The 25,551-nt window shown below is 55.5% G+C and carries 22 protein-coding genes and 1 tRNA gene; 12 read left to right on the top strand and 11 right to left on the bottom strand.

Translation table 11 applies throughout. From position 1 onward, the window contains the following. Nucleotides 1-63 precede the first annotated feature (63 nt). Nucleotides 64-1,866, bottom strand: a complete 1,803-nt coding sequence (locus tag AC0J4F_RS06485; RefSeq protein WP_473025755.1) for a sensor histidine kinase — start codon at nucleotides 1,864-1,866, stop codon at nucleotides 64-66. Nucleotides 1,867-2,038: 172 nt separating this feature from the next. Here AC0J4F_RS06485 and AC0J4F_RS06490 point away from each other — a divergent pair, with 172 nt between their 5' ends. Then, complete coding sequence (locus tag AC0J4F_RS06490; RefSeq protein WP_008189145.1) at nucleotides 2,039-2,236, top strand: CsbD family protein; 198 nt, start codon at nucleotides 2,039-2,041, stop codon at nucleotides 2,234-2,236. Between the two features lie 53 nt (nucleotides 2,237-2,289). Here the strand turns inward: AC0J4F_RS06490 and AC0J4F_RS06495 are convergent, their stop codons facing one another. Continuing rightward, on the bottom strand, nucleotides 2,290-3,093 hold the full coding sequence (locus AC0J4F_RS06495) for a response regulator (protein ID WP_133952499.1): 804 nt from the start codon (nucleotides 3,091-3,093) through the stop codon (nucleotides 2,290-2,292). A 179-nt stretch (nucleotides 3,094-3,272) separates the two neighbouring features. On the opposite strand from AC0J4F_RS06495, the gene AC0J4F_RS06500 reads away from it, so the two are divergent. Genes AC0J4F_RS06500 through AC0J4F_RS06515 form a run of 4 tightly spaced genes read left to right on the top strand, consistent with a single transcriptional unit; the run spans nucleotide 3,273 to nucleotide 6,307 of the window. After that, nucleotides 3,273-3,494 carry a NepR family anti-sigma factor gene (locus AC0J4F_RS06500; protein ID WP_133952498.1) on the top strand — a complete coding sequence of 74 codons (222 nt, stop codon included), beginning with the start codon at nucleotides 3,273-3,275 and terminating at the stop codon, nucleotides 3,492-3,494. After that, complete coding sequence (locus AC0J4F_RS06505; RefSeq protein WP_145347629.1) at nucleotides 3,491-4,051, top strand: sigma-70 family RNA polymerase sigma factor; 561 nt, start codon at nucleotides 3,491-3,493, stop codon at nucleotides 4,049-4,051. Before AC0J4F_RS06500 ends, AC0J4F_RS06505 begins: the two co-directional genes overlap by 4 nt. Nucleotides 4,052-4,097: 46 nt before the next feature. After that, a complete protein-coding gene (locus tag AC0J4F_RS06510; RefSeq protein ID WP_473025758.1) occupies nucleotides 4,098-4,979 on the top strand; it encodes a formate/nitrite transporter family protein in 882 nt (293 codons plus the stop codon). A gap of 17 nt (nucleotides 4,980-4,996) precedes the next feature. Further along, nucleotides 4,997-6,307, top strand: coding sequence for a DUF2254 domain-containing protein (locus AC0J4F_RS06515; RefSeq protein ID WP_133952495.1), 1,311 nt, complete (start codon nucleotides 4,997-4,999; stop codon nucleotides 6,305-6,307). A gap of 39 nt (nucleotides 6,308-6,346) precedes the next feature. Here the strand turns inward: AC0J4F_RS06515 and AC0J4F_RS06520 are convergent, their stop codons facing one another. Then, nucleotides 6,347-6,517, bottom strand: coding sequence for a DUF1328 domain-containing protein (locus AC0J4F_RS06520; RefSeq protein WP_133952494.1), 171 nt, complete (start codon nucleotides 6,515-6,517; stop codon nucleotides 6,347-6,349). Nucleotides 6,518-6,701: 184 nt separating this feature from the next. Here AC0J4F_RS06520 and AC0J4F_RS06525 point away from each other — a divergent pair, with 184 nt between their 5' ends. From AC0J4F_RS06525 to AC0J4F_RS06535, 3 genes are all read left to right on the top strand, one after another. Continuing rightward, nucleotides 6,702-6,887, top strand: coding sequence for a PLD nuclease N-terminal domain-containing protein (locus tag AC0J4F_RS06525; protein WP_473025760.1), 186 nt, complete (start codon nucleotides 6,702-6,704; stop codon nucleotides 6,885-6,887). A gap of 109 nt (nucleotides 6,888-6,996) precedes the next feature. Beyond that, nucleotides 6,997-7,911 carry a PRC-barrel domain-containing protein gene (locus AC0J4F_RS06530; protein WP_473025761.1) on the top strand — a complete coding sequence of 305 codons (915 nt, stop codon included), beginning with the start codon at nucleotides 6,997-6,999 and terminating at the stop codon, nucleotides 7,909-7,911. 251 nt (nucleotides 7,912-8,162) lie between these two features. Beyond that, a complete protein-coding gene (locus AC0J4F_RS06535; protein WP_473025762.1) occupies nucleotides 8,163-9,143 on the top strand; it encodes a YihY/virulence factor BrkB family protein in 981 nt (326 codons plus the stop codon). A gap of 189 nt (nucleotides 9,144-9,332) precedes the next feature. Here AC0J4F_RS06535 and AC0J4F_RS06540 read toward each other — a convergent pair. Beyond that, nucleotides 9,333-9,409, bottom strand: a tRNA-Arg gene (locus AC0J4F_RS06540). Between the two features lie 254 nt (nucleotides 9,410-9,663). On the opposite strand from AC0J4F_RS06540, the gene AC0J4F_RS06545 reads away from it, so the two are divergent. Beyond that, a complete protein-coding gene (locus AC0J4F_RS06545) occupies nucleotides 9,664-10,470 on the top strand; it encodes a hypothetical protein (RefSeq protein WP_473025763.1) in 807 nt (268 codons plus the stop codon). A 73-nt stretch (nucleotides 10,471-10,543) separates the two neighbouring features. Next, nucleotides 10,544-11,971: a M48 family metalloprotease gene (locus AC0J4F_RS06550; RefSeq protein ID WP_286183874.1), complete on the top strand. Its 1,428-nt coding sequence runs from the start codon at nucleotides 10,544-10,546 to the stop codon at nucleotides 11,969-11,971. Between the two features lie 51 nt (nucleotides 11,972-12,022). Here AC0J4F_RS06550 and AC0J4F_RS06555 read toward each other — a convergent pair whose 3' ends face one another. The 5 genes from AC0J4F_RS06555 to AC0J4F_RS06575 all read right to left on the bottom strand — a co-directional run bounded on the left by AC0J4F_RS06555 (nucleotide 12,023) and on the right by AC0J4F_RS06575 (nucleotide 18,251). Then, the gene (locus AC0J4F_RS06555) at nucleotides 12,023-12,898 is read right to left on the bottom strand and encodes an RNA polymerase factor sigma-32 (protein WP_473025764.1); all 876 of its coding nucleotides are present in this window, start codon (nucleotides 12,896-12,898) and stop codon (nucleotides 12,023-12,025) included. Nucleotides 12,899-13,161: 263 nt separating this feature from the next. Beyond that, complete coding sequence (locus tag AC0J4F_RS06560) at nucleotides 13,162-13,761, bottom strand: CarD family transcriptional regulator (RefSeq protein WP_133952489.1); 600 nt, start codon at nucleotides 13,759-13,761, stop codon at nucleotides 13,162-13,164. A gap of 454 nt (nucleotides 13,762-14,215) precedes the next feature. Continuing rightward, the gene (gene fdxA, locus AC0J4F_RS06565; RefSeq protein ID WP_008192880.1) at nucleotides 14,216-14,548 is read right to left on the bottom strand and encodes a ferredoxin FdxA; all 333 of its coding nucleotides are present in this window, start codon (nucleotides 14,546-14,548) and stop codon (nucleotides 14,216-14,218) included. Nucleotides 14,549-14,775: 227 nt separating this feature from the next. Continuing rightward, entirely contained in the window at nucleotides 14,776-15,147 is a 372-nt protein-coding gene (locus AC0J4F_RS06570) for an RNA-binding S4 domain-containing protein (protein WP_286183873.1), read from the bottom strand. Between the two features lie 47 nt (nucleotides 15,148-15,194). Then, nucleotides 15,195-18,251 (bottom strand): helicase-related protein, encoded by a 3,057-nt coding sequence (locus AC0J4F_RS06575; protein ID WP_473026409.1) that lies wholly within the window; start codon nucleotides 18,249-18,251, stop codon nucleotides 15,195-15,197. Nucleotides 18,252-19,075: 824 nt separating this feature from the next. Between AC0J4F_RS06575 and pyc the strand changes: the two genes are divergently transcribed. Continuing rightward, complete coding sequence (gene pyc, locus AC0J4F_RS06580) at nucleotides 19,076-22,516, top strand: pyruvate carboxylase (protein WP_473025765.1); 3,441 nt, start codon at nucleotides 19,076-19,078, stop codon at nucleotides 22,514-22,516. A gap of 54 nt (nucleotides 22,517-22,570) precedes the next feature. On the opposite strand, the gene AC0J4F_RS06585 is transcribed toward pyc, so the two are convergent. Together AC0J4F_RS06585 and AC0J4F_RS06590 are read right to left on the bottom strand one after the other, a co-directional pair. Continuing rightward, nucleotides 22,571-23,326: a glutamine amidotransferase gene (locus AC0J4F_RS06585; RefSeq protein ID WP_133952486.1), complete on the bottom strand. Its 756-nt coding sequence runs from the start codon at nucleotides 23,324-23,326 to the stop codon at nucleotides 22,571-22,573. Nucleotides 23,327-23,419: 93 nt separating this feature from the next. Beyond that, nucleotides 23,420-23,893 (bottom strand): tellurite resistance TerB family protein, encoded by a 474-nt coding sequence (locus AC0J4F_RS06590; protein WP_133952485.1) that lies wholly within the window; start codon nucleotides 23,891-23,893, stop codon nucleotides 23,420-23,422. Nucleotides 23,894-24,245: 352 nt separating this feature from the next. Between AC0J4F_RS06590 and AC0J4F_RS06595 the strand changes: the two genes are divergently transcribed. Continuing rightward, nucleotides 24,246-25,508, top strand: a complete 1,263-nt coding sequence (locus tag AC0J4F_RS06595; protein ID WP_473025766.1) for an imelysin family protein — start codon at nucleotides 24,246-24,248, stop codon at nucleotides 25,506-25,508. The last annotated feature ends 43 nt before the right edge of the window (nucleotides 25,509-25,551 follow it).

Below are 25,551 nucleotides of genomic sequence, written 5' to 3' on the forward strand. Positions count from 1 at the left end.
GCTGAAGACGTAGGTCTGTAAGTCGGCCCGAGCCGTCAGCGTCAGCATAATCGGCTCGTTGCTTCAATTGACAAGTTGTTTGGCAGGAAAGGTGATGGTGCATTTTACACCGTCCGAGGCAAACTCGACTTTAACTTCCCCATCCAGCGCAGGCCCAACGAGTTGTTCCAGTAGCATACGGCCGAACCCATTCCGCTTTGGGGGCACAACTTCCGGGCCGCCAGTCTCTTCCCATTTGAGTTCGACCACACCCTCATTTTCAGCCCAGGTCACTTTCAGCTTCCCATCTAGCACGGACAATGCTCCGTATTTCGCAGCATTTGTGGTTAGTTCGTGCAGGGCCAATCCCAGATTTTGAGCCGCATCCGCTGTAATGGATTTTCCAGGGCCTTCAAGAATGATTTGCGGGCTTTGCGGATCTATGGATTGAGAAAGATGCGCGACAATCAATTCTTTAATATCCGCCCCATACCAGGACTGTGAAACCAACAGATCGTGGCTTGCGGCCATGGCCTGAAGGCGCGCAGAGAACACTTCGACGAACTCGTCGGGATTATCGGATCTTGCGGCAGTTTGCCGGGCCATCGCCTGAATGACGGCAAGCAGGTTCTTGGACCGGTGAGTCAACTCCCGCATGACCAAGTGCATCTGGCGTTCATTGTCCCTCTTGTAGGTGAGGTCGACGGCTGTGCCGATTACGCCCGTTATTGTTCCTTCTGCATCCCGCGCCGGATCGAAGCGGACATTGTAGAACTTCGCGGTTCCGTCCATCGCGATATCAACTTCAACAACGGCGCTTTCTCCGGTTTCCAGCACCTTTTTCTTGACCGGAATAAGTTTGAGCTGATCGTCTTCGTTGAAGATCTCGTCATCTGTCTTGCCGATGAAAACGTCTTCTTTCAATCCGTTCGGTGGATTGACCATATGAACGTATTTGAGGTCGCGATCCTGCTCGAACACGGTGATGATTGAGCCATCCAAGGCTGTTTCGAACCGTTTGTTCGCTTCCGCCAATTGCGCGGCCATGGACGCAAGCCGGATCTCGTAAAAATTCTTCTCCGTCATGTCGACGGCCGTGCACAACACGCCATCTACTTTGCCGTCCTCACCAAAGGTTGGGTGGACGATCAGGTCGAAGTAAAGGGGCTCAGTGTCTTCCCGCTCTATGCCGATATAGGTTGAAGAGGGTTCGCCTGTTTCGACGACCCGGCGTTTTACGGGTACGACCTGATCGGCAGCTGCATCCGGCAACACATCAACATCTGATTTGCCAAGAATTTCGGACTTCTCAAGCCCGAAACGCGGATTGTGGATCCATGTATACTTGAGGTCCCGGTCTTGAGAAAAAACCGAAATATTGCTTCCGGTAAGTGCCGTTTCGAAGAGCTCGTTGGTTCGGGCAAGCTCAGCCTTAGTCCGGCCGACGGCTGTGTTAAGCGCGCGGTTTTCTTTTGTGAGCAGTTCGTTTGCTTGTTCCAGCAGTTTGACCGAGGGCATGTCGATCAACTGGCTCAGCAAACGCCACACTACAAATGCTGTCGCTACGGAGATGATGGCTGTTGTCGCTTTTATGAGCCCTTGAGCGCCATAGGCCGGAACCCAAAGCGTTGCCAGAGCGGTGAGATGTGTCAGTGCGCAGGCCAAGATAAACGCAACGAAGAGATAGGCGGTTCTGCGCGGCGTTCCCGTGATATCCGGCCGTTGCCGCAAGAACGTCAAAATCGCCATTGGAATAGCGATATAGGCCAAGGCGATCAGACCATCGGAAATCGCATGCAGTGCGACCAGGTCAGGCCGCCATAAGAGGCAATATCCATGAGGCATGAAGGATGCGGCCCCAAAGAGATAGTTGATGATGTCCTGCATGTCGGGCTTCCGTTTTGTTCACCGGATGTTTCTGGAGCGCCGGCTTGTGAACCTTTTGATCTACACCGTCCGCAGCCATGTGCTGTTTTGGAGCAGTTGGCTGATTTCTTCGGGAACCAACCAAGCTGAAATTCGTTTTCTAGTTGTCTGACACCAAAGGGAGTTTCAAAAGATGAATTGGGATCAAATCGAAGGCAATTGGAAAGAATTCAAAGGGAAGGCTCAAGCCCAGTGGGGCAAGTTGACCGATGACGAGATTGACCGGGTTGACGGCCGTCGAACGGAATTGGCAGGTCTGATACAGCAGAAGTACGGCAAAACACGCGAAGAGGCTGAGCGCGAAGTCGACCAATGGATGTCCAAGCACTGAGCTCTTCGACAAGGCGGGGACACTCCCCGCCTTTGTCTTCCATAAACTTCGCCCTATGCTGCAACCGCATCTGTTCCTTTGAAAAACAGAGCCTGGCTGATGCCCGCTTTCACGGTATTGGGATTAAACGGCTTGGTAATGAGGAACGTCGGCTCCGGCCGCTCTCCGGTCAACAGGCGTTCAGGGAACGATGTAATGAAGATAACCGGGACCGACATTTCGCCCAGGATGGCCTTGACCGCATCAATCCCGGACGAGCCATCCGCCAGCTGAATATCGGCAAGCACCAACCCCGGAGCGTTGGCCTTCGCTGCCTTTATGGCGTCGTCTGCGGTCCGCGAAACACCTTGGACAGTGTGGCCTAGCGACTCAACGATCTGGGTGATATCCATCGAGATCAAAGGCTCGTCCTCAATAATCAGGACATTTGTTTTCGTTTGACGATCAATTTCAGCTACGGCGTCTTTGATCAGTTCAGTGACCTCTTCCGGGCTTTTCTGAATAATCCGCGCGGCTTCGGGCACCGAGAAACCCTCGAGTGTCGTCAATAACAAGGTCTGCCGGCTTTCCGGCGCCATGCTGGCAAGGCGCTGTTGTGCGGTCTGTTCAAAAATTGATGCCGCGCCGTCTGTGGTTGGGGGCGGAACGACGGACGCATTCCACAGAACATGGAACAGCCTGTAAAGGCCAATCTTCACGCCGTCGCCTGTATCGATGATGCTTTGATCCGAAACCAATGCCTGCAAGCATGCGCGAACATAAGCATCTCCGCTTTGCTGGGTTCCTGCGAGCGCGCGAGCATAGCGGCGCAGGTAGGGAAGCAAAGGTGCAATATCTTGAGAAAGACTCGTGGCCATTCATTTTTTCCTTAATGAAATGCCGCATCTACGCGGCCATCCAGATGACGTGAACCGTCCCCTTAACCAGAAAATGCGCCAGGCAAAAAAAAGTTCCAGCCAGATGGAACTTTTTTTTGCCTGGCACGTTTCTGCTACAATTCACATGCCACTGAAGCTGCAAATATCGGGAATTAGCCATGCCAACCAAAAACTTACCGGATCAGGCGATTGCCGGCTCTGGTATCATCCGGCCGAACATGGGCGCAAAGACCAAGGAAGACTGGATCGGTAATCAGCTGAAACAGGTCTACGACGAAGCCCTTTCGGAAGACGTTCCCGATGACATGCTTGAGCTCCTGTCCGCGCTTGATGATGCCGATCAGTCTGATGGCAACTCCGGTGGGGAGGCGCAGGGATGAACAATGCAAAGTTCAAGCAGGACCTGGTTGATACCATTCCGCGCCTGAGAGCGTTTGCCCGTTCCATCAGTGGCAACCGGGACCGCGCAGACGATCTCGTCCAGGAAACTCTGGCCAAAGCGATTGCCAACAAAGACAAGTTCACCGAAGGCACGAACCTGACGGCTTGGCTGATTACCATCTTGCGCAACCAGTATTATTCGGTTGGCCGGAAAATGCAGCGCGAGGTCGCTGATCCCGATGGCGAACATGCCGCAAGCCTTGAATCAAAGCCGCAGCAGGCAGGCCATTTGGAGATGAAGGACTTCCTGAGTGCATTGCAGGTCCTGCCCGATGATCAGCGCGAGGCGCTCATTCTGATTGGGGCGAGCGGCTTCTCATATGAAGAAGCGGCGGACATCTTGGGTGTGAGGCCAGGCACAGTCAAAAGCCGGGTCTCACGGGCACGTGCTCGGTTAGAGGAATTGATGAGCGGTCAGGAGAGCTTTGAGCGCTCGGAGCTCGCGGTCGCTGAATCTGCCGAACTGATCCAAAACGCTCTCTCGGCCCAACCCTAACTTCAAAAAATTCTCTCAGTTTCGCGCTACGGACAGGAGGAAAGCTATGGCTCGCCAACCGGAGCGTGTTGCCGGCGAAAAGGCAGACAATAAAAGCCCGATTACCGAAGAGAGGCTCGACAACGAAGGCACGCGGCTCACCTCGGACGATCTTGCCGAGGTGGATGACCGGCTTCGTTTGAAAGCCGCCGTTGTTTACGAAATTATCCGTCAAGAAGGCGAAGAAGAGCTCGCACGGGGACCGAAAAGCCTTTGGTGGTCGGGCATTGCAGCCGGACTCTCGATCGGGTTTTCCGTGCTCGGCGAAGCGTTGTTCCGGGCCTATCTGCCTGATTCTCCTTGGCGCCATTTGGTTGAAAATCTCGGGTATGGCGTAGGTTTTCTGATTGTTATCCTCGCCAGACAGCAACTCTTTACAGAAAACACGCTAACGGCGGTCCTACCGGCAATCAGCACAGGCAAACGTCACACCTATCTGTGCGTCGTCCGTCTGTGGGCCATCGTTTTCTGTGCGAATATGATCGGGACCTTTGTCTTCGGCTCCGCGATCGCAAGCGGCTTTTTTCTGCCGCCCCAGGTTTATGACGCGGTTGGATCTCTTTCCATACACATGATGGAAATCCCGCAGTATGAAATGTTCCTGCGTGGCATACTGGCCGGGTGGATTGTCGCAACCTTGGTCTGGTTGCTGCCAAGCGCTGAAAACTCGCAGGTCGCCATCATCCTTCTCATGGCCTGGCTGATCGCAGCTCTTGATCTCACACACGTGGTCGCCGGATCGGTGGAGGCGGTGTTTGCCGTCTGGATCGGTCATTCCAGTGTTTTGGATGTTGCAGCTTTCCTGATCCCGACGCTCTTGGGTAACATCGTTGGTGGAACCGCGCTCTTTGCTTTGATTGCGCATGCGCAGGTCCGAAAAGAAATCTGACATCAGGAGCACACGGATTGGCGCTTGCCTACCAGAATAACGCGAAGGAGCAGGCGCTTTACCGCCTGATCAAAGGGTTTCTTTTCATACCGGTCTGCATTGCGCTTCTTGGCGCAGTGCTTGCCCCAATCACCTTGTTTATCGACGATAACGAGCTGCTTGCTAAAGTCTTCGATAGTCTCCGATACAATACACTGAGTGTCGAAGGAGCGCGGAGCGTTCTTTCGACAATTGCCGGCGCGATGATGTCGGTCATCAGCTTGGTCTATTCGCTGACCTTGGTTGTCTTCACTCTGGCGGCCGGCAACATTGCTCCCCGTTTGCTGGAGACCTTTGCCAGCAACCGCACAACCCAGATCACCATCGGTCTTCTGGGCGCCACCTTTTTGTACGCCTTGCTTGTACTATTCGTTGTCGAGGACGGGAAAGAAGTTCGATTTTCCGTTGGCGTGTCAATTTTCTTGGCGGCGGCGAGCTTTTTCTGGCTGGTCTATTTTGTAAACGACGTGGCGGGCCGCATTCGGGTGGATGCCGAGATTGGGCGTATTCAAACGTCGTTGCGCCAGTCCATTGACGCTCTTCTTGCCCATGAGCCACTTGAAAAACCGTCAGACCGTCAGGAAATCCCGGACTTGCCGGTGACCAAGGTGCACGGCAAACGAAGCGGTTATGTGACTGCGATTGACATCGATTATCTGATCGAAACAGCCAAGCATTACAATGGGTTCATTGAGGTGCTTGTGACGCCCGGAGCATTTGTGATCGAGGGCATGCCGATCGCCGAGGTGAGATGTCAGGATGACGGCTGTGACACCGATCCCGTTCTTTTGGCGTTTCAATTCGCCAAAGCCCGGGCCCCGGAGGGAGATATTCAGTTCTCAGTTCATTTGCTGGTGGAAATCGGCCTGAGGGCGTTATCTCCCGGCATCAATGATTCCTACACGGCAATCAGCGCGATCGACCACTTGTCGGCGAGTTTTGCGCGTATCTTGCAACGCGGTGCGCCAAGTTCCTTGTTGTGCGATGAGGATGGCACTCCGCGTGTGTGGCTGGATCTGATTTCCGTGAAGGACATCCTGCACACTGCGATGGCCCCGCTGCGCCAATGCGCAAGATCCAACGTACTGGTTCTGGACCATCTCATTTCAGCGCTTGGGAAAATGGCTATCGTCTGCCGTCCAGAGCACAAGGCTCTGATCAAACGCCAACTCTATGATATTGCCCGGGATGCAAATCTTGAGTTGAACAGCCCTGCCGACAGATCCCAGATTGCAACCAGCCTCTGGCGAGCACAGCAGCTAAGTCAGAGTGTTTCACGAAGATCATAAATGGCACAAAAAAGGGCGCCAGTGGCGCCCAGTTTTTGCTTATGCGCTTCTTCCGCGAACCACGTGCATGATCGCAGAGATCAAAAATAGTGCGATCGCGACAAAGAAAATCAGTTTTGCAATTGATACCGCAGTACCGGCAATACCGCCGAAGCCAAGTACTGCTGCAACAAGTGCAACGACGAGAAACATGAGTGCCCAAGAAAGCATTGTATCCTCCTGTTTGAGTAACAGTTCTTAAACGCTCGGGAATGAATTAAGTTCCATTTCTTCTTTCGAAAATTGTTCTCGTCTTGCTCAAACCGCTTCGGAGATTCCTTTCCAACAGCAGGTGTGATGGAACCAAAACCTCTATCGGACCGTTTCCAACATGACAGAACAAGGAGTTTCAATCATGGAATATGGTCTTCTCGGTTTGCTGGTCCTGATCGCGAACATTTATGCAATCATAAAAATCATCCAGAGCGGCGCTTCTACCGGCGCAAAGATCCTTTGGATCCTGGGCATCCTTTTCTTCCCTGTGGTGGGTTTCATTGTCTGGCTGCTTGCCGGGCCCCGGGGTAGCGGACAGCTTGCTTAATTAGAAAACGCGCCTTACCGGCGCGTTTTTTTTGGAACCATTCCCAACTGATGATGTTTACGAGATGCCAATCACGGCCACCTCATTTTTACAAGTGAAGGAGAAGACTATGATCCGCAACCTTCTTGCCTCTACAGCTGTTCTGGCCGTTCTGACTACGCCAGCATTGGCTCAGGACACCGGTACTACTTCAAAGGATTTTCAAAACGATCGCGTTATTTATGAATTTGACGTGTCGAGAGTGAAGCCGGACACGGCAACAGGCTTTCTCGCCTCCAACATGATTGGTAAATCGGTCTTGAACACCTCCACTGGTGAGGCGTTTGAAATTGGCACCGTGAACGACCTGGTCTTGAGCCGTGATGGTTCGATCCGCGCGGCAATTGTCGGAGTTGGCGGGTTTCTCGGTCTCGGCGAAAAAGATGTCGCGATCGACTATGATCGCCTGTCTTTCACAGCAAAATCAGACGGTGAGTTTGACGTTGTCAGCGATGTCACCCGCGCAGAGCTGGAAAACGCCGATGGTTTTGAACGCCCGGATTATATTCCGGACTGGATGACGGTTTCTGCGGTTCAGACCGAGATCGACAACATTTCCGAGAGCGCAAAACAGACCTATGAAACGGTCCGGACCGAAGCGATTGATCCGGCGAAAAAACGGCTCAACGAAACGATTGCGTCATGGACGGCTGAAAAGACCCGTGTCCAGAGCACCACGGTGTCATCTGAAGCCTTGATCGGATCCTCTGTTCATTCCAGCGCTGATGCGAACATCGGTGAGATATCGCAGGTGCTTTTGAACGAAGACGGCAAGGCCGAAGCTGTTATTATCGACGTTGGTGGCTTTCTGGGGTTCAACGAGAAACCTGTCGCCGTGTCTTATGACAGCCTTCAGATGTATGAATCTGAAAACGGCGCGCTTTTGGTCGTGGCACCGTTCACCAAATCTGAGCTTGAGAACGCCAAGACTTTTGAACCCGCCGCCTACAAGAAAAATCCCGACGCTGAAACGCTGAACGGATAACCAAGATTGCCAACGAAAGAGCGGGCCGCAAAGCGGCCCGTTTTTCGTTTCCGTTCCTCAACATACCGTCGCAAATTCTGTTGAGCGTTACCTCAAGTCGATATGCAAACAAACGCTCAAACTTGCTGGCTGCTCTAGGCCGGAGGAGTGCTGGTCACGTGAACAGAAATCATCGTCAATCGGTCAGCCAGGGTTTTGGGTCCAAGAATTGTTTTTGCGGAACGAAAGTGCTCCGGCGGCGTTCTACGCACATGAACAATCGCGATCAAACCCATCGCTCAGAGCGCGGAAGCTGCGCGCGCTCGGTACGAGACATGCCGTTGAAAGGCTGGATTGACATTCTTCGGCGGACCTTCACCCAGGTTCAAGCTGACAATGTATTTCTGATCTCTGCAGGCGTTGCCTTCTTCTTTTTGCTGGCTCTGGCTCCGGCCTTGACGGCTTTTTCGGCGATTGCCAACCTCCTGATCCCTCAAGCGGCCGTGCAGGACTTGGTAAACGAGGTTGGACCGATCCTGCCTGAGAGTTCCAGCCAGCTCATCAAAGACCAACTTGAAACTGTCCTGGATGAACATGAACGGCAGACGGCTCTGACGTTGAAGGCTGTCTTTGGCTTGGCCCTGTCATTCTGGGCGGCGGCGGCCGCTGTGCGGGCGATGATGACGGCAATCACCGTCGCCTACCGGGAGGACGAGGAGCGGCCGCTTTGGGAGTTCCACCTCACGGCACTTGGTTTGACGATCGCGGCATTGCTGATTGGTTTGGTGGCTGTAATTGCGTTTCTTGCGCTGCCAGTCGCCTTATCGCTGTTGCCGCTGTCAGGAAGCAGTGAGTTAATTGCGCGGTTCTTGCGCTGGCCGTTGCTGATCGTTGCGGTCATTGCCGGCCTGTCGATCACCTACCGGTTCGCCCCGTCGCGCCGGCAGGCAAAAGCACGTTGGGTCACAGTTGGCGCTGTCGCCGCCGCGCTGATGTGGATTGCCGGCTCTTTGCTCTTTACGACCTATGTTGAGAAAATCGCCAATTACGAAGAGATTCACGGCGCGCTGTCGTCAATCGTCGTTCTCTTGCTGTGGTTCTGGTTTTCCGCAGTGGTCGCCATCTTTGGCGCCGAACTCAATGCCGAGTTGGAACACCAGACGAGCGTTGACACCACAGTCGGCAAGGACCGCCCAATGGGTGAACGTGGCGCATACGTCGCCGACCACCTGGCATTGGATCATGAGGCGTGAGGGTTGTTTCCGTTTCCGATAATCGATCGGCTCACTAAGTGATGTAGTTTGGAGATCAAGGCCCTCGCTGACATGAAACGGCATCGGGTGTAGGTTCTGTGCGATCGTAGTTTGCTGAACCGAGCGCTTACCAAGGCGCCATTTTGGAGTGAAAATTCACTGTGGAATACTATAAGTCATTGAAATAATTGGTGACCCCGACAGGATTCGAACCTGTGACCCTCAGATTAGGAATCTGATGCTCTATCCTGCTGAGCTACGGGGCCTATCGCCTGCTCGAGTATCATGAATTGTCCGGCATGGCGAGTGTTAAGGCAGGTGGGTCCGGATCGGCAGATATTTCTGCCCGAAATCCGCGTCTGTCTTAGGTGCGCCGTATTTCCCGCTTAGCCCGAAGGAAGGGCTCATCGGTAGGGTGCGCTGTCAGAGTTTTCTGCCTGTCTTTCAGGTCAGAAAACGGGGGCGCGGAAGTTTAGAGAACAAGGGAGGGCGAATCGTCGTGGCTTGCTGGCAACGACAAATGTGGATGGTTGCCGTGGTTGCCGCGTTCTCTGTCTTCCTTGCCACCAGCGCTCATGCCGAGCTTGGCTCCTGTGTCTCAGAAAACGTCGTGCCTGTCCCGGTCGTTGAGAGCGGAGAAACTGGTGTATTTTCAGATGCTGCTGGGCAGCACTACTACGCCAGTGAAGTCTTGCCGGTTCTGATGGGAAGTCGCCAGAGTATTGGAACGACCGCCAATGAGGCCAACTTTCAGGCATTGCCGATTGGTCCTAAAAACCGCTGGCAAATGACACCTGCGATGATCGTGAGGAATGCGAACTCAACTCCGACGTTGTTTCAAAAAGAACTTCTGGCCGCGGGCGAGGCGATTTTCATGCCGCAAGCCTCCGGTGCTGCGTGCGCAAAGCTCCTTCGCGAGAGTGAACAAGCTGCGCGCCAGGCTGGGCATGGTCTGTGGGGGCAGAACCGTGCTGCGCCGGTATACTGGGCGGGCAATCCGAACCTGCTGCTGGAAGCTGCTGGAGACTATGTCATTGTCCAAGGCCGTATTGTTTCCCTTGGAAAAACCCCGCGCACCCGCTATCTGAATTTTGGAAGACATTGGAAAACGGATTTCACGGTGACGATCGCGCGCAGCGAAGAGGACGCGATTGCCACGCATCTGTCTGAGATCGGATTGTCATTTGAGGACCTTGCTCAGAAGGCTGTCGAAATTCGCGGTGTTTTGGATGTGAAAGATGGGCCGCTCATGGCGTGGGATCATCCAGAGCAGCTGATTGTTGTCGAGCAAAAAAGGGCAGGTCGTGACGGCCAAAACCGGGACTGAAAACTTGGCTGATATACCGGCTTCTGTTCCAATAGGCAGCAGGCTTGGTAAGCGTTTGAAGGCGCGTTTGCGGATGGCTGTCCTTGCCGGCGCGGCCCTTGCGCTTGCCGGATGCCAATTGCTTGGCGATGGAACCTCGGTTGGAACTGTCGCGCCTGGCACTCTTCGGCCAAGCCTTGCAGCAGACATCGGGGCGCGGGAACACCCGCGGGTCGTGGCGACCTATGGTGGCGTCTACGAAGACCCCGGGGCGGAGCGTGCCGTTGCCAGCGTGGTCGGCCGTCTGGTTGCTGCTTCACAGGATCCGTCGCAAAGCTACAAAATCACTATTTTGAACTCCCCGGCGATCAATGCCTTTGCGCTTCCGGGCGGGTATCTTTATGTCACGCGAGGGCTCTTGGCCTTGGCCAATGACACGTCCGAAATGGCGGCGGTGCTGGCTCACGAAATGGCGCACGTGACCGCAAATCACGCCATCAAACGCCAGCAACGGGCAGAAGCGCGGGAACTTGCAGATCAAATCCTAACTGATGTGGTTCAGGACACGGAAGTGGCCCGCAAGGCCATTGTCTCCTCCCAACTGTCTTTCGCGCGTTTCAGCCAGGTTCAGGAGCTTGAGGCGGACGCAATAGGTGTCAAAACTCTGGCAAAAGCCGGGTTTGATCCGTACGCGGCGGCCCGCTTTCTGCGGTCCATGGCGAAATTTGCGCAATACCAAACGGCTGGAAAAGAAGGCAGTTCAGCACCCGATTTCCTGTCTTCGCACCCGTCTACGCCCGAACGGCTTCAAATCGCAGTGCGCTCTGCGCGCCAAATCGGCGCTCCTGGTATCGGTGAGCGGGATCGCACCCGGTACCTCAGCCAGATCGACGGTATGTTGTATGGAGATGACCCCCTTGAAGGGTTTGTGCGGGGCAGATCCTTCCTGCACAAGGCGCTTGGCATCGGTTTCACGGTGCCGTCCGGGTATATTCTGGAGAACTCGCCGGAAGCCGTCCTTGCAAGCAACGGGTCTGGTACAGCAATCCGCTTCGATGGGGCTGACGTCAGCACTTATTCCAGTCTTGCCGATTACATGACGTCCGGCTGGATCAATGGACTGTTGCCGCAAAGTGTGCGCGAAACAACGATTGGTGGTCTGCCGGCCGTGACAGGCGCTGCCATCACCCAAGGTTGGTCCTTCCGCATTGCTGTGGTCCGGATCGGCAAGACCGGATACCGGTTCATCTTTGCAAGCCGGTCTCCGTCGGATCAGTTTGACCAGGATTTCCGGAGAACGATTGAGAGCTTTCGGCAATTGACGCCGACAGAACGTGCGCGCCTGCGATCTCTCAGGATCAAGGTGGTGACCACTCAGGCGGGCGATACGCCGCGGAAGCTCGCCGTAGGCATGAGCGGTGTCGAGCCGTCCCGGCGCCTGGAATTTTTCTCAATTCTGAATGATCTGAGCCCGAATGAGCCAATTCCGGCAGGGACTTCGGTCAAGCTGGTTGTAGACTGACCACCTCGAGAAATACGATCAAAAAAGCCCGGGCGATGGCCCGGGCTTATCTTACATCGAAATGGCGTAAACCGACTTGTCCGGTTGGTTTGCCAGCAGTGCAGACTTCAGCTTCTGAAGTGCACGGCTTTCGATCTGGCGCACGCGTTCCTTGGAAATGCCGAGCTTCTTGCCGAGTGATTCAAGTGTCGCACCGTCTTCAGACAAGCGCCGTTCGCGGACAATTTTGAGTTCCCGCTCGCTCAAGACGTCCAGCGCAGATGCGAGCCAAGTGTTGCGCCGTTCTGCGTCGATGTTCTCTGTGACGATCTCATCCGGTTGCGGTGCATCAGAAACGAGGAAATCCTGACGGTCGGCGCTGGACCCTTCTGTATCTGTTACCGGTGCGTTCAGCGACGTGTCGGGTCCGGACAAACGCGCATTCATGACAGCAACATCAGACTGCTTCACGCCAATGGCGTCTGCGATCTTTTGATGCAGCTCGCTGTCTGTCAAAGGTGTCTGATTGCTGGACAGCTTCGCACGCAGCCGGCGGAGGTTGAAGAACAACGCCTTTTGAGAGGAGGACGTGCCGCCCCGAACGATGGACCAGTTCCTGAGGATGTAGTCCTGGATTGAGGCACGGATCCACCAAGTGGCGTAGGTCGAAAAGCGAACCTCACGTTCTGGTTCGAACCTCGCAGCTGCCTCCAGCAGCCCAACATGACCTTCCTGGATCAGGTCACCGAGATTAAGGCCGAAGTTCTTGAACCGCGAGGCAACGGCAATGACCAACCGCATGTGGGACAGAGAAAGTTTCTCCAGAGCCTTTTCGTCTTTGTTGTCCCGCCACTGAATGGCGAGCTCAAGCTCTTCCTCACGGGTCAAATACGGCGCTTTCATCGCCGCTTTCACCAAATGCCTTCTTTCACTCATAGACGTGGACATATGTAGCACTCCAGGCGTGACGTTAGTGATACTACGGACCCAAAGTCAGAATAGATCACTTCGAAAACGCACGGACGCACGAATACGCACAATGTCGTGACAGGAGGGGAGAGAATTGCTGCGGTCTAGATCAGCGGGCGTGAAAGCGTTTCGATATGACTGCCCGTTGATCTCGAAGAGGGGTGCTCGCCGTTGGACGTAAGAAAAAGGCCCGGATTGCTCCGGGCCTTTTCGCAAATGAAAGATCAGCGATCAGCAGCCTTTCAGGCGGCCTCTTCAGTGTCGTCGCCATCTTCGCCATCTTCTGCCGCGGCAGCAGCTGCGGCGGCTGCTTTAATGCGGCTTGGTGACTTCGCGAGGTTCTGCTCGATTTCCTTGATTGCTTCGGTTTCCGAGCATTTGTTCACTGCGGCAATTTCGCGTGCCATACGATCCAGGGCAGCTTCGTAAAGCTGGCGTTCGGAGTAGGACTGCTCCGGCTGGCTCTCCGAGCGGAAAAGGTCCCGGACAACTTCCGAAATTGCAATCAGATCGCCGGAGTTGATTTTCGCTTCGTATTCCTGGGCACGGCGGCTCCACATTGTCCGCTTGATGCGCGGACGTCCCTGGACTGTTTCGAGTGCCTTCTTGACAGCAGCCGGGTCGCCGAGCTTCCGCATTCCCACAGATGCGATTTTCGCGACCGGGACGCGAAGTGTCATCTTATCCTGTTCAAAAACGATAACGAGCAACTCCAAAGAGTGACCTGCTACGTTTTGTTCTTCAATGGCGGTAATCTGGCCTACGCCGTGAGCCGGGTAAACGATGTACTCGCCAGTCTTGAAACCTTGACGCTGCGCGGTCTTTTTGGTGTTTGTTGCCATACTCGTAGTTTCTCCTGCGCAGTTAGCGGTCTATATCAGACCAGAAATGGACCGCTGAAACGGTCCTTGTTTGTGCGGCACGCAATCGCTTTGACGTCCAAATCTTGGAACGCCTGTTGATATGCGGCGTGTCGGGCTGGTCAGTCGTCGAATTCCACTCTAGAACCTTGCTTGTATACATAAGCTGTCGGGATCACTCGCGGCCCGGAAGATCAAGATCACGGGACACGTAAGCACGACTCCGTTTTTGGGGTTATTCTCGTGGTTGGCGACTATCGAAACAATGTAACATACTCTTGTGGAAAATTAAAGAGGAACTCTTTCGCGGGCGCGAAACGGCATTAAGGCCCGAGCGAAGTTTCCGCTCAGGCAGCTGTAGTCAATAGTGTTTTGAACTTATCTCAGGTTGCGGATATCGAGATTTACGAATTTATCGCAACTTCAGATAAGCGAATCATGCCGGCGGATTTGGAGAAAAGTACTTCTCCAGTTTGTTCTCCTGCCCGTCAAATTTATCTGCATCGGGCATTGGATCTTTCTTTTCCGTAATGTTCGGCCATTTTTCCGAATATTCGGCGTTGATTTCGATCCACTTCTCGAGACCTGGTTCCGTATCCGGAAGAATTGCTTCAGCCGGACATTCCGGCTCGCAAACACCGCAGTCGATGCATTCGTCCGGGTTGATGACGAGGAAATTTTCGCCTTCATAGAAACAATCAACTGGACACACCTCAACGCAATCGGTGTATTTGCACTTGATACAGTTGTCTGTGACGACGTAGGTCATCGCAATCCTCTTTAGTCAGAGCATCGGGTACGAAAGTTGTAACCGGATGCAGTCATCTGGCGTCGGTTTGATGCGCAGGCTCTGACCTCTGCTGCCTTTATTATTGCAGTTGGGTATCGCTTTTGGCAGGCGGGTGCAAGCGTTCAACAGGTCGCATCGCAGCTCTGTTTGAGAAAGCTATTTCCTTTTTTTCAAGATTCATAAAACGGATCAGGCCCATAGAGCTTTTAGTGTTCATCCTCTTGCCTGAAAGCATCCATTTTGCGCCGGTCACGTTTTGTTGGCCGCCCGCTGCCAGGCTCCCTCTGGCCAGGGGGGGGAGGTGGCGCTTCGGCCTTTGGCGGCGGTGGCGGAGACAGGTCTTCGTAGAGTTTTTTTGCTTCTTCGTAAGGTCCGCGCCGGGAGCCAAGTGCAACCACTTTCAAAACAAGAATACGGCGTTCCAAGGCAATGGTTAAAACATCGCCGGTTTTGATGGTCTTGCTGGCGGAGGAAATCTTGTCCTTGTTGATCCGGACATGTCCGCCTGCAGCCAGTTTCTGTGCAAGGGAACGGGATTTTGTGACCCTGGCATACCAGAGCCACTTGTCGACACGCAGGCTCCCCTGATTTGAGGCGGCAGCCGACTTTTGATCGTCGCCCGGAATTACTTCTTGTCCTTGTCGCCCATGTTCTCCTTCAGCGCCATCAAGGCTGCAAAAGGCGAGTTCGGGTCGATCGGCTTGTCTTTCGGTGCTTTGTCGCGGCGGTTGCCCCCATCAAAGGGTTTCTGACCGGCGCGCCCCTTGTTCGGACCGCCTTTGCCAGGTTTACCGTGGCGGCGTTCTCCTGGAGCGCCTTTGGGACCTTGCTGCTTGCGATTGTCACCACCCCGGCGTTGGTCCTGACGGCCGCGCGGGCGGCGGTCGTGACGGCCTGGGCGCCAGATTTCGATGGTGACAGTTTCCATTTCCGGTTCGCCGGCCGGCGTTGGTTCTGCCGTCTGGACATCCTCGGTTTCTGGAGTTGGTGCCTCTGCGGACGTTTCAGCGTCGGCAGTCGCAGGCACTTCTTCGGCAGCTTGTTCTGCTGCAGAAGTGTCAGAGGTTTCTGCTGTTTCCGTTGCAGCAGCTTCGGTCTCAGCACTTTCGGCAGGCGCCTCTTCCTCTGTCGCAGGTGTGTCCTCAACTGCAGCGGGTTCGGCTGTGTTTGGCGTCAGTTCTGTCGCCTCGGCTTTTGGTGCTGCCGGACGCTGCACTTCCTTGGTCTCAAGACGGTAGCCGAGGGACTTCAGAACAGCGGAAAAATCTTCGCCGGCACAGCCCAGCAAAGACGTCATCGCAACCGTCACGGTAAAGCCGCCACCGGTTTCGATTGCCCCTTCCGGGGGAGCGACTTCACTGTCGAGCGGTTTCCAGGCAATCAGCGGCCGGATGAGATCGGCAAGACGCTCCAGGATGTCAACACGCACAGCCCGCGGGCCGCACACGCGAAACCCAACGACCTTGTAGAGCGCCGGCTGGATTTCCGGGTTGACCGGAATGGATGTCCGGCCTGAAGCGGACAACTGCGGCAGCTCTTCCATGCCGTTCATGTCCAGCTCGCCGTGCTTCAGGGCCCAAAGCTGGGCAAGCAACTGGCTTGGAGCCGGTTTTAAAAGTGCCGGAACAAAAATTGTGTAAGCGCCGAAGCGAACACCGTGCTTGCGCAAGGACGCGCGCATGTCCTGGTCCAGCTGACGGATTTCGTCAGACGCGTCCTGACGCTCCAGGATGCCGAGGCCTTCGACAATCCGGAACGCAATACCGCGCGCCAAGCCCTCAAGCCCTTCACCTGACTTCAGGTCCATCAGTGGTTTCAAAAGAGTATCAACCTGGGCCTTGACCCAAAGATCCAGGCGGTTTTGTACGGTATCGCGCGCCGGGCCTGTCAGGTGCTCGTCGGCCAAGAGCAGAGCTGCCGGGGCCAGAACATCGTCGGTCGGGGACAATTTGGCCACCGGTTCACCGCGCCAGCGGATGGCGCCATCCGATGTCAGGACAAAATCACTGTTCTCTGATTTGCCAAGCTTTTCCGCACGGGATTCGATTTCCGTGGTCAGGGCTTTTTGTGCGGCAGCACGGACCGTTTTTCCGTCCGGGCCTTCGGCCGCCGCATCAGGGGCAAACCGGAAGCCAAGCAGATTTCCGATGTGCTGACCTTCGACGAGCACATCCCCACTCGATGTAATTTCCGCTTCCAGCATTGCGTTCTCTCTCAAACGTCGCATCAATACACTTGTCCGCCGATCCACGAACCGCTGTGTCAGCCGGTCGTGAAGGGCGTCAGATAGTTTGTCTTCTATGCCGCGGGTCACGTCCTGCCAATGGGCCGGATCGGCCAGCCAGTCAGGGCGGTTCGCAACATACGTCCAGGTCCGGATGTGAGCGATCCGGTTCGCGAGTGTGTCGATATCACCATCTACACGGTCTGCGAAGGCCAATTGACGGGAGAACCAGTCATCTTCAATCGCATTGTGGCGCATCAGGTGGTTGTAAATGGTTGCCAGAAGGTCCCCATGATTGGCCGGGGCGATCTTCCGGTAATCGGGGACCTGACACACATCCCATAGCAGTTCTACTGATTTTGCGCCCTTTGCCATGTCAGAAATTGCGCTATCGCGCAATAAATGTTCAAGCGCCGTGATGTCGTCGCCTGTAGGCGCGCGGGCCAAACCCTCTTCCCGAGGCGGCAAGTCAAGGCTGCGGCGCAATGCATTGGTGGATGAAAAATCCAAAGCACTGTTGCGCCATTGCAGCACTTTCAGGCTGTCAAAATGGTGGCTTTCGATCTGTTCGATCAAATCATCGTCCAGCGGATCGACGCGGCCGGTGACCCCAAAGGTGCCGTCTTTTGTGTGGCGACCGGCCCGTCCGGCGATCTGACCCATTTCCGAAGGCGTCAGCTGGCGATACTGATACCCGTCGTATTTCCGGTTGCCGGCAAAGGCGATGTGATGGACATCCAGATTCAGGCCCATGCCGATTGCGTCAGTTGCTACCAGATGATCGACATCGCCGTTCTGGAACAGGTCGACCTGCGCATTCCGGGTTCTTGGGCTCAGCGAGCCAAGGACGACCGCCGCTCCGCCCCGCTGGCGGCGCAAAAGTTCGGCGATCGAGTAAACCTCATCGGATGAAAACGCGACGATTGCTGATCGTGCGGGCAGGCGGGAGACCTTTTTCGATCCGGCATAGGAGAGGATCGACATGCGCGGACGGGTGACAACATTCAGCCCCGGGATCAGCCTTTCAAGAAGCGGGCGTGCTGTGGCAGATCCCAAAAGGAGTGTTTCGGAGCGGCCGCGCAAGTTCAGGATCCTGTCCGTGAAGACGTGGCCGCGGTCGAGATTGCCGGCCAGCTGCACTTCGTCGATAGCAACAAACTCGGTGTTCAGATCGAGTGGCATTGCCTCAACCGTGGACACCCAGAACCGCGGCTGTTTCGGAATGATCTTCTCTTCGCCGGTGATCAAGGCAACGGCATCGGTTCCGGCGCGTTCGGCAATCCGCCCATAAACCTCCCGTGCCAAGAGCCGCAACGGCAGACCGATCAAGCCCGACGGCTGCGCCAGCATGCGCTCGATCGCAAGGTGCGTCTTGCCGGTGTTGGTTGGCCCAAGCACGGCTGTGACCGTGCGGGAGCGGGCGCTCGGCGGTAATTGCAGGGTTTGGGGGCGGGACATAGAGGTGATGCGGTCAGAAATCTCAGTGTTTGGCGCGCCGTTCTGGCGGCCTGCTCTCCCAAGGCACATGCCCTGAACTCGGATGCGCGTGTCTAGCATAGGGGTTGTGGCTCTGTCCTGCCCTTTTTCGACGCGCTCTCGCTATTCCTTCGTTGGATCAATGTGTATCTAGAAAGTTGTGGAGAACGACTCTGGAACAAACCGAAACCGAATCGCGGACTCTTGGGGATTCAGGATTTGTTCCCTACGAAATGTGGATTTGAATCCATCTTTCAGTACGAAATGCTGAATCTGCTCAGGGATTTGCGCCAAATCACCTTGAGTCTGAATTTTGGGGCAAAAAGCCTGTCAATCTCCAAACCAAAAAAAGATTCGTTTTTTGGGCATGCTGCGCCTTTCGCCATTAACCATGGACACATGCAGAACGAATCGCTGACGAATCGGTGTTTTGATCATGTTTTTGATTTGTTCCTACCCGATCTGGTAGGTTGTCTTCTCGAAAGACCAATTGGGCGCCTAAAAAATCTCCCGGGTGTTTACGATTTTCCGCGTCGGTGACGGGAGAGTGTTTCAGATTGGGGCGTGGTTTGGCGCTCGCACTGCGAAGTGAGGCGGGCCGCCAGCAGAAAAATCTCCCATAAGTGCTCATCCCCTGGCGTAGGATTTGTGCCCATTTTTCCAACGTTTATCGCCGTCAGAGCAAAAATATTTCACTTTCTGGAAAAAGGACAAGCATGCTGCCCCTTTTCAATTGGCTTCGACGTAAGTAGAAATCTTGCCGAAATGTGCCTTGCATGTTGCGGATTATTAGGGGGAGTGGGCGTTTGGCGATAAGAAAAATTCTCGTTGCGAACCGGTCTGAAATTGCAATCCGGGTTTTCCGGGCTGCCAACGAACTCGGTCTGAAGACCGTTGCGATCTATGCCGAGCAAGACAAACTGGCTCTGCATCGGTTCAAGGCCGATGAGGCGTATCAGGTCGGCAAGGGGCTTGGCCCGATCGAGGCCTATCTGTCCATCGACGAGATTATTCGTGTTGCCAAACATTCCGGCGCTGATGCCATCCACCCGGGCTACGGCCTGTTGTCGGAAAGCCCGGAATTCGTGGACGCCTGCGAAACGGCCGGGATCACCTTTATCGGACCGAAATCCGAGACAATGCGCCGTCTGGGCAACAAGGTGGCCGCCCGCAACCTGGCAATCGAGGCTGGCGTGCCGGTCATGCCGGCAACGGACCCGCTTCCTGACGATTTGAATGAGATCAAGAAACAAGCTCTGGAGATCGGCTACCCGGTGATGCTGAAAGCGTCCTGGGGCGGCGGTGGCCGGGGCATGCGCGTCATTCCGGATGAAGCGACCCTTGAAAAGGAAGTGCTGGCTGCCAAGCGGGAAGCCAAGGCCGCCTTCGGCAAGGACGAGATTTATCTGGAGAAACTGGTTCAACGGGCGCGCCACGTCGAAGTCCAGATCCTTGGGGACGGTGAAACCGTTGTTCATCTCTTCGAGCGGGATTGCTCGATCCAGCGGCGCCACCAGAAGGTGGTCGAGCGGGCACCAGCGCCTTATCTCGATAATGCCAAGCGCACAGAGCTTTGCGAATACGGTCTGAAAATTGGCCGGGCGGTGAACTATCGCGGCGCGGGCACTGTCGAGTTCTTGATGGATGCAGACACGGGCGCGATCTATTTCATCGAGGTCAATCCCCGGGTGCAGGTCGAGCACACGGTGACCGAGGAAGTCACCGGCATCGATATCGTCCAGGCACAGATCCACATCGCCGATGGTGAAAAGATCGGAACGCCGGAGAGCGGTGTCCCGGCGCAGGAGAACATTCGCCTCAACGGTCATGCGCTGCAATGCCGGATCACCACGGAAGATCCGGAGCAGAACTTCATTCCGGATTATGGCCGCATCACCGCGTATCGCGGCGCGACCGGCTTCGGTATTCGCCTCGATGGCGGGACCGCCTATTCAGGGGCGGTGATCACCCGGTTCTATGATCCGCTTCTTGAAAAAGTGACGGCCTGGGCGCCAACGGCCGAAGATGCGCGCAAACGCATGGACCGCGCCTTGCGTGAGTTCCGGATCCGCGGTGTTGCGACTAATCTGGTGTTTTTGGAAAATATCATCGATCACGCCGATTTCCGCGCCCAAACCTATACGACGCGCTTCATCGACGACACACCTGCGCTGTTTGAACAAACAAAGCGACAAGACCGGGCAACCAAGCTGTTGACCTATATTGCTGATGTCTCGGTCAATGGACATCCGGAAACCAAGGACCGGGTCCGGCCGGTGAAGGATGCGGCTGCTCCAGTCGTGCCGGATTTCGGCGACGACAAGCCCAAGGGTACGCGCCAATTGCTGGACGAGCTTGGTCCGAAAGGCTTTGCCGAGTGGATGAAGTCGGAAAAACGGGCGCTTCTCACCGACACGACGATGCGTGATGGCCACCAGTCGCTGCTGGCGACGCGCATGCGCTCCCACGACATTGTCAACATCGCTGATGCTTATGCGACCGGTCTGCCGACGCTCTTTTCCCTGGAATGCTGGGGCGGTGCGACCTTCGACGTGTCCATGCGATTCTTGACGGAAAGCCCCTGGGAACGGCTGCATCAGATCCGCTTACGTGCGCCGAATATCCTGCTTCAGATGCTGCTGCGGGGCTCCAACGGGGTTGGTTACACAAACTATCCGGACAATGTGGTCAAGTTCTTCGTCCATCAGGCGGCCGAAAACGGCGTGGATCTCTTCCGCGTCTTTGACTGCTTGAACTGGGTTGAGAACATGCGCGTTTCCATGGATGCGGTCCAGGAAACCGGAAAACTCTGCGAGGGCGTGCTTTGCTACACTGGCGATATGCTGGACAGTGCGCGTCCGAAATATGATTTGAAATACTACGTCAATCTGGCGAAGGAACTGGAAGCAGCCGGTGCCCATATCCTCGGCATCAAGGACATGGCAGGGTTGTTGAAGCCGCAGGCGGCCAAGATCCTGGTGAAAGCGCTGAAAGAAGAGGTCGGCCTGCCGATCCACTTCCATACCCATGACACCTCCGGCATTGCGGCCTCCACCATTTTGGCAGCCGTCGAAGCCGGGGTCGATGCAGTCGATGCGGCCATGGATGCGTTGTCCGGTCTGACGTCGCAGCCGTGCCTTGGATCTATTGTGGAGGCGCTGCGGGGCACGGATCGGGATACGGGCCTTGATGCGGCGACAATCCGCCAGATCTCCTTCTATTGGGAAGCCGTTCGCGCGCAATACCGGGCCTTTGAAAGCGACCTTCGCTCTGGAGCTTCAGAGGTTTACCTCCACGAAATGCCAGGCGGCCAGTTCACCAACCTGAAGGAACAGGCACGGTCCCTCGGCCTGGAAACCCGCTGGCACGAAGTTGCGCAAGCGTATGCCGATGCCAACCAGATGTTTGGCGACATCGTCAAGGTAACGCCATCCTCCAAGGTTGTTGGCGACATGGCGCTGATGATGGTGAGCCAGGGGCTCAGCGTTGCCGATGTTGAAGACCCGGCCAAGGATGTTGCCTTCCCGGACAGTGTTGTGAAGATGCTGCACGGTGATCTCGGGCAGTCTCCGGGCGGATGGCCGAAGGCAATTCAGGAAAAGGCGCTGAAAGGGGAAAAGCCGATTACCGTTCGCCCTGGGTCCCTGCTGGAAGAGGCAGACCTTGAAGCTGAACGGGCAGCCGCCGCGACCGCAACGGGTCATGACATCGATGATACGGAGCTGGCATCCTATCTGATGTACCCGAAGGTGTTCACCGACTTCGACAAGGCGCAGCAGCAATATGGACCGACTTCCGTGCTGCCGACGCCGGTCTATTTCTACGGTCTTGAATCAGGCGACGAGATCTTTGTTGATCTGGAGCCAGGTAAAACGCTTGTGGTCCGCTGTCAGGCGATCGGCGAAACCGATGAGAAGGGCGAAAAGAAAGTCTTCTTCGAGCTCAACGGCCAGCCGCGCAACGTCAAGGTTCCGGACCGGGCGCATGGTGCTGTCGGGGCTGCTGCCATGCGCAAGGCCGAAGACGGCAATGCGGCCCATGTTGGTGCACCAATGCCGGGCGTCATCTCCACGGTTGCGATTGCTGCCGGACAGGAGGTTAAGGCCGGAGATGTGCTCGTCTCGATCGAAGCCATGAAGATGGAAACCGCCCTTCACGCCGAGCGCGATGGCAAGGTCTCCGAAGTGCTCGTCACGCCAGGTGCCCAGATCGACGCCAAAGACCTCCTGGTGGTGTTCGAGGCATAAATAAAGGGCCGCGCAAGCGGCCCTTTTACTCCTCAAAGCGATGCAAAGAGCGGCTTACTCGGCTGCTTTTAAGCGGTTGTGCTGAACAGGGGCTTCGGCGGTGCCGATCCAAAGGTCCAGAAACCGGTCCAGCCAGGCGCGAACCGCGGTGTCGTAGACGAAGCGGCCAGCAAAATGGTCGCGGCGTTGCTGTGCGCCGGGCAGTTCCATCCTCGGAGCGCCCTTTGTGGTCCATTTCACCATCATCTGGTGGGTGAGTTCCGGGTGGAACTGAATCCCGTATGCCGCCGGCCCAACGCGAATGGCCTGGTTGGGATAAGTTGGGCTGGTTGCCAGCAGATCCGCGCCCGACGGCAGATTGAACCCTTCCCGGTGCCACTGGTACACTTTCTTGGGCCAATCCATCAGGTCTTTGCCCGCATCGGTTGGTTTCAGCGGGTAGTAGCCGATTTCAACCAGCTCATCCCGGTGACCGGAAACGGTGCCGCCAAGCTGCTTCACCATCATCTGCGCACCAAGGCAAATGCCGAGAAACGGCGCTTCTTCCTGAAGCGGAACCTTGATCCAGTCGATTTCCTTGTGAACGAACCCGTCCGGATCATTGGCGCTCATCGGTCCGCCAAAGATAACGGCGCCGGCATGGTCGCGCATGGTATCCGGGAGGCTGTCACCGAAGCGGGGTTTACGAATGTCGAGTGCAAAACCGCGTTTCACCAGCTCGTGCCCCACCCGTCCGGGCGAGGAATGTTCCTGGTGCAGGACAATCAGCACTTTGGGGCGATACGTTCCGTGGTTCGAAGAAAAATCCATAGATCCAATATTAGCGAGCAGCTTGAAAAAATCGAGTCTCTTGCGCGGTTTGGTTGCGCCGCGATTGTGATAAAGCCTTAAGATTTGTGAGCCTCAAGCCTCGTCAGCTTCCGGCGCGGTTTTGGCCACCTTGTGGCGCAGTGTCATCCGGTCCCGGGACGAAACTCCCAGCAGCTCGGCAACCCGCCAGATAGTGTTGTCTTCAAATTCATGCACGTGGCCGTCCGCATAAACGATTTCCCACATCATCTCGATGATGGCGAGGCGTTCTGCTTCGTCTGTCGTGCGTTTCAAAACGGAGGTGAAGCCGTAAAGGTCGACCGCCTCTTCATCGCGCTGTTTGGCCGCTGCGATCAGTTCGCTGGTCTCTTCGTCCGAGAGCTCATAACGCGCCTGCAGGATCTGCCGAAGTTTCTCGCTTTCGCTGTCTTCGATGATGCCGTCGATGTCTACCAGGTGAAACAGCAGTGCGGCTGCTGCGAGCCGCTTGTCGTCCTCGGCAAATGTTTTCTTGCCACTGTCTCCGAACGTGATCTCCCGGACGAAACTCTTCAGCGCGTTCAGCATACGGTCAGTCCCTGTTGTTTGGCCGGCGGACCAGCCATTCGGCAGTGCACTTAGGTGTACTACGTAGTCTCAAACTCTCTCTTTGCCCGACTGGGCTTATTCCATGTTTAGCATCAAACAGTTGGGAAGCGGTTTAAAACTTTTGAATAGTGCAGAAAAGTGGGTTTTGACCTTCAACTTTTTTGGAATCATTCTAATCTATTGATTTTTCTCAAGTTTATAACTTGACTTTTTTATTCATGAAATGTTTTTCACTGTCCGGGCGGCGCAGGATTGCGCTGCGGATTTTTCAAAAAAGCATGCAGATCGGGTTTCCGGCCGGCTGCATTGCCCCGGATTTAGGAACACTCCAATGAAATCCTTCACGCGCGCGCTTCTTGCGGCAACAACCCTTCTGGCAACGCCTGCAATGGCCGCAGCGCCTGCCGATGTGCTCGGCACATACAGCGATATTGCCTTTGCCAAGTATTCCGACTCTCTTGAAACAGCAAAAACGCTGCAGAGTGCGATCGACAAGCTGATTGCCGAGCCGACAGACGCCAACCTTGTCGCGGCGCGCAAAGCCTGGATCGAAGCTCGCAACCCGTATCAGCAGACAGAAGCCTACCGTTTCGGCAATGCCATCGTCGACGATTGGGAAGGCAAGGTGAACGCCTGGCCGCTGGATGAGGGACTGATCGATTATGTCGACGTTTCCTATGGAGAGGATTCAGAAGAGAACGCGTTTTATGCAGCCAACGTGATCGCCAATCCGACACTGAAAGTTGGGGGCGAGACCATCGATGCCAGTGAGATTACGCCGGCCCTTCTGGCCGAATCCCTGCAGGAAGCAGGTGAAGTGGAAGCCAACGTGGCCACAGGTTACCACGCCATCGAATTCCTGCTTTGGGGGCAAGATCTCAACGGCACAGATGCGGGTGCCGGAAATCGTCCGGCCAGTGATTTCGATGCAGCCAATTGCACGGGTGGCAATTGCGAGCGTCGTGCGCAATACCTCAAAGCTGCGACGGAACTTCTGATTACCGATCTTGAGGAAATGGTTGCTGCCTGGGCACCGGGCGGAGCTGCGCGCGAAGAACTGGGCGGCAAGGGGGAAGCCGGCGGTCTGGCGACCATTCTGACCGGAATGGGCTCTCTTTCTTATGGCGAACTGGCCGGTGAGCGGATGAAGCTTGGCCTCATGCTGCACGATCCGGAAGAAGAGCATGACTGCTTCTCCGACAACACGCACATGTCGCACTACAACGATGTTGTCGGCATCCGGAACGTCTATTTCGGTGAATACAAGAGCCCGCTCGGCAACGATGTGAAGGGCGCATCCCTTGCAGAGATGGTCGCGGCGAAAGATCCGGCTCTGGCCGAAGAAATGCAGGCTAAGCTGGACGCCACGTTGGCTGCATTCGAAGCGATGAAAGCACGCGCCGAAGCTGGTGAAGCGTATGATCAGATGATCGGCGAAGGCAACGACGAGGGCAACGCCGTCGTTCAGGCTGCTGTTGATGCGCTGGTTGACCAGACCGCGTCGATCGAGCGTGTCGTGAAAGTTCTCGAACTTGATGAGATTGCTTTCGAAGGCTCCGACAGCCTGGACAACCCGACTGCAGTTTTTGAGTAAGACCCTAATGGCGGGTGGCTCTGCTGCCCGCCATTATTGCCTG

This window comes from Roseibium sp. R5, assembly GCF_055755305.1.

What these genes read in the sequence shown, in the direction of transcription:
- AC0J4F_RS06530 (WP_473025761.1), top strand. Translation starts at nt 6,997, where the DNA reads ATGATCCGCAACCTTCTTGCCTCTACAGCTGTTCTGGCCGTTCTGACT.
- AC0J4F_RS06575 (WP_473026409.1), bottom strand. Translation starts at nt 18,251, where the DNA reads ATGTCCCGCCCCCAAACCCTGCAATTACCGCCGAGCGCCCGCTCCCGC.
- AC0J4F_RS06500 (WP_133952498.1), top strand. Translation starts at nt 3,273, where the DNA reads ATGCCAACCAAAAACTTACCGGATCAGGCGATTGCCGGCTCTGGTATC.
- AC0J4F_RS06485 (WP_473025755.1), bottom strand. Translation starts at nt 1,866, where the DNA reads ATGCAGGACATCATCAACTATCTCTTTGGGGCCGCATCCTTCATGCCT.
- AC0J4F_RS06495 (WP_133952499.1), bottom strand. Translation starts at nt 3,093, where the DNA reads ATGGCCACGAGTCTTTCTCAAGATATTGCACCTTTGCTTCCCTACCTG.
- AC0J4F_RS06520 (WP_133952494.1), bottom strand. Translation starts at nt 6,517, where the DNA reads ATGCTTTCTTGGGCACTCATGTTTCTCGTCGTTGCACTTGTTGCAGCA.
- AC0J4F_RS06545 (WP_473025763.1), top strand. Translation starts at nt 9,664, where the DNA reads ATGTGGATGGTTGCCGTGGTTGCCGCGTTCTCTGTCTTCCTTGCCACC.
- AC0J4F_RS06585 (WP_133952486.1), bottom strand. Translation starts at nt 23,326, where the DNA reads ATGGATTTTTCTTCGAACCACGGAACGTATCGCCCCAAAGTGCTGATT.
- AC0J4F_RS06555 (WP_473025764.1), bottom strand. Translation starts at nt 12,898, where the DNA reads ATGTCCACGTCTATGAGTGAAAGAAGGCATTTGGTGAAAGCGGCGATG.
- fdxA (WP_008192880.1), bottom strand. Translation starts at nt 14,548, where the DNA reads ATGACCTACGTCGTCACAGACAACTGTATCAAGTGCAAATACACCGAT.
- AC0J4F_RS06525 (WP_473025760.1), top strand. Translation starts at nt 6,702, where the DNA reads ATGGAATATGGTCTTCTCGGTTTGCTGGTCCTGATCGCGAACATTTAT.
- AC0J4F_RS06595 (WP_473025766.1), top strand. Translation starts at nt 24,246, where the DNA reads ATGAAATCCTTCACGCGCGCGCTTCTTGCGGCAACAACCCTTCTGGCA.
- AC0J4F_RS06535 (WP_473025762.1), top strand. Translation starts at nt 8,163, where the DNA reads ATGAACAATCGCGATCAAACCCATCGCTCAGAGCGCGGAAGCTGCGCG.
- AC0J4F_RS06590 (WP_133952485.1), bottom strand. Translation starts at nt 23,893, where the DNA reads ATGCTGAACGCGCTGAAGAGTTTCGTCCGGGAGATCACGTTCGGAGAC.
- AC0J4F_RS06510 (WP_473025758.1), top strand. Translation starts at nt 4,098, where the DNA reads ATGGCTCGCCAACCGGAGCGTGTTGCCGGCGAAAAGGCAGACAATAAA.
- AC0J4F_RS06490 (WP_008189145.1), top strand. Translation starts at nt 2,039, where the DNA reads ATGAATTGGGATCAAATCGAAGGCAATTGGAAAGAATTCAAAGGGAAG.
- AC0J4F_RS06550 (WP_286183874.1), top strand. Translation starts at nt 10,544, where the DNA reads ATGGCTGTCCTTGCCGGCGCGGCCCTTGCGCTTGCCGGATGCCAATTG.
- AC0J4F_RS06505 (WP_145347629.1), top strand. Translation starts at nt 3,491, where the DNA reads ATGAACAATGCAAAGTTCAAGCAGGACCTGGTTGATACCATTCCGCGC.
- AC0J4F_RS06560 (WP_133952489.1), bottom strand. Translation starts at nt 13,761, where the DNA reads ATGGCAACAAACACCAAAAAGACCGCGCAGCGTCAAGGTTTCAAGACT.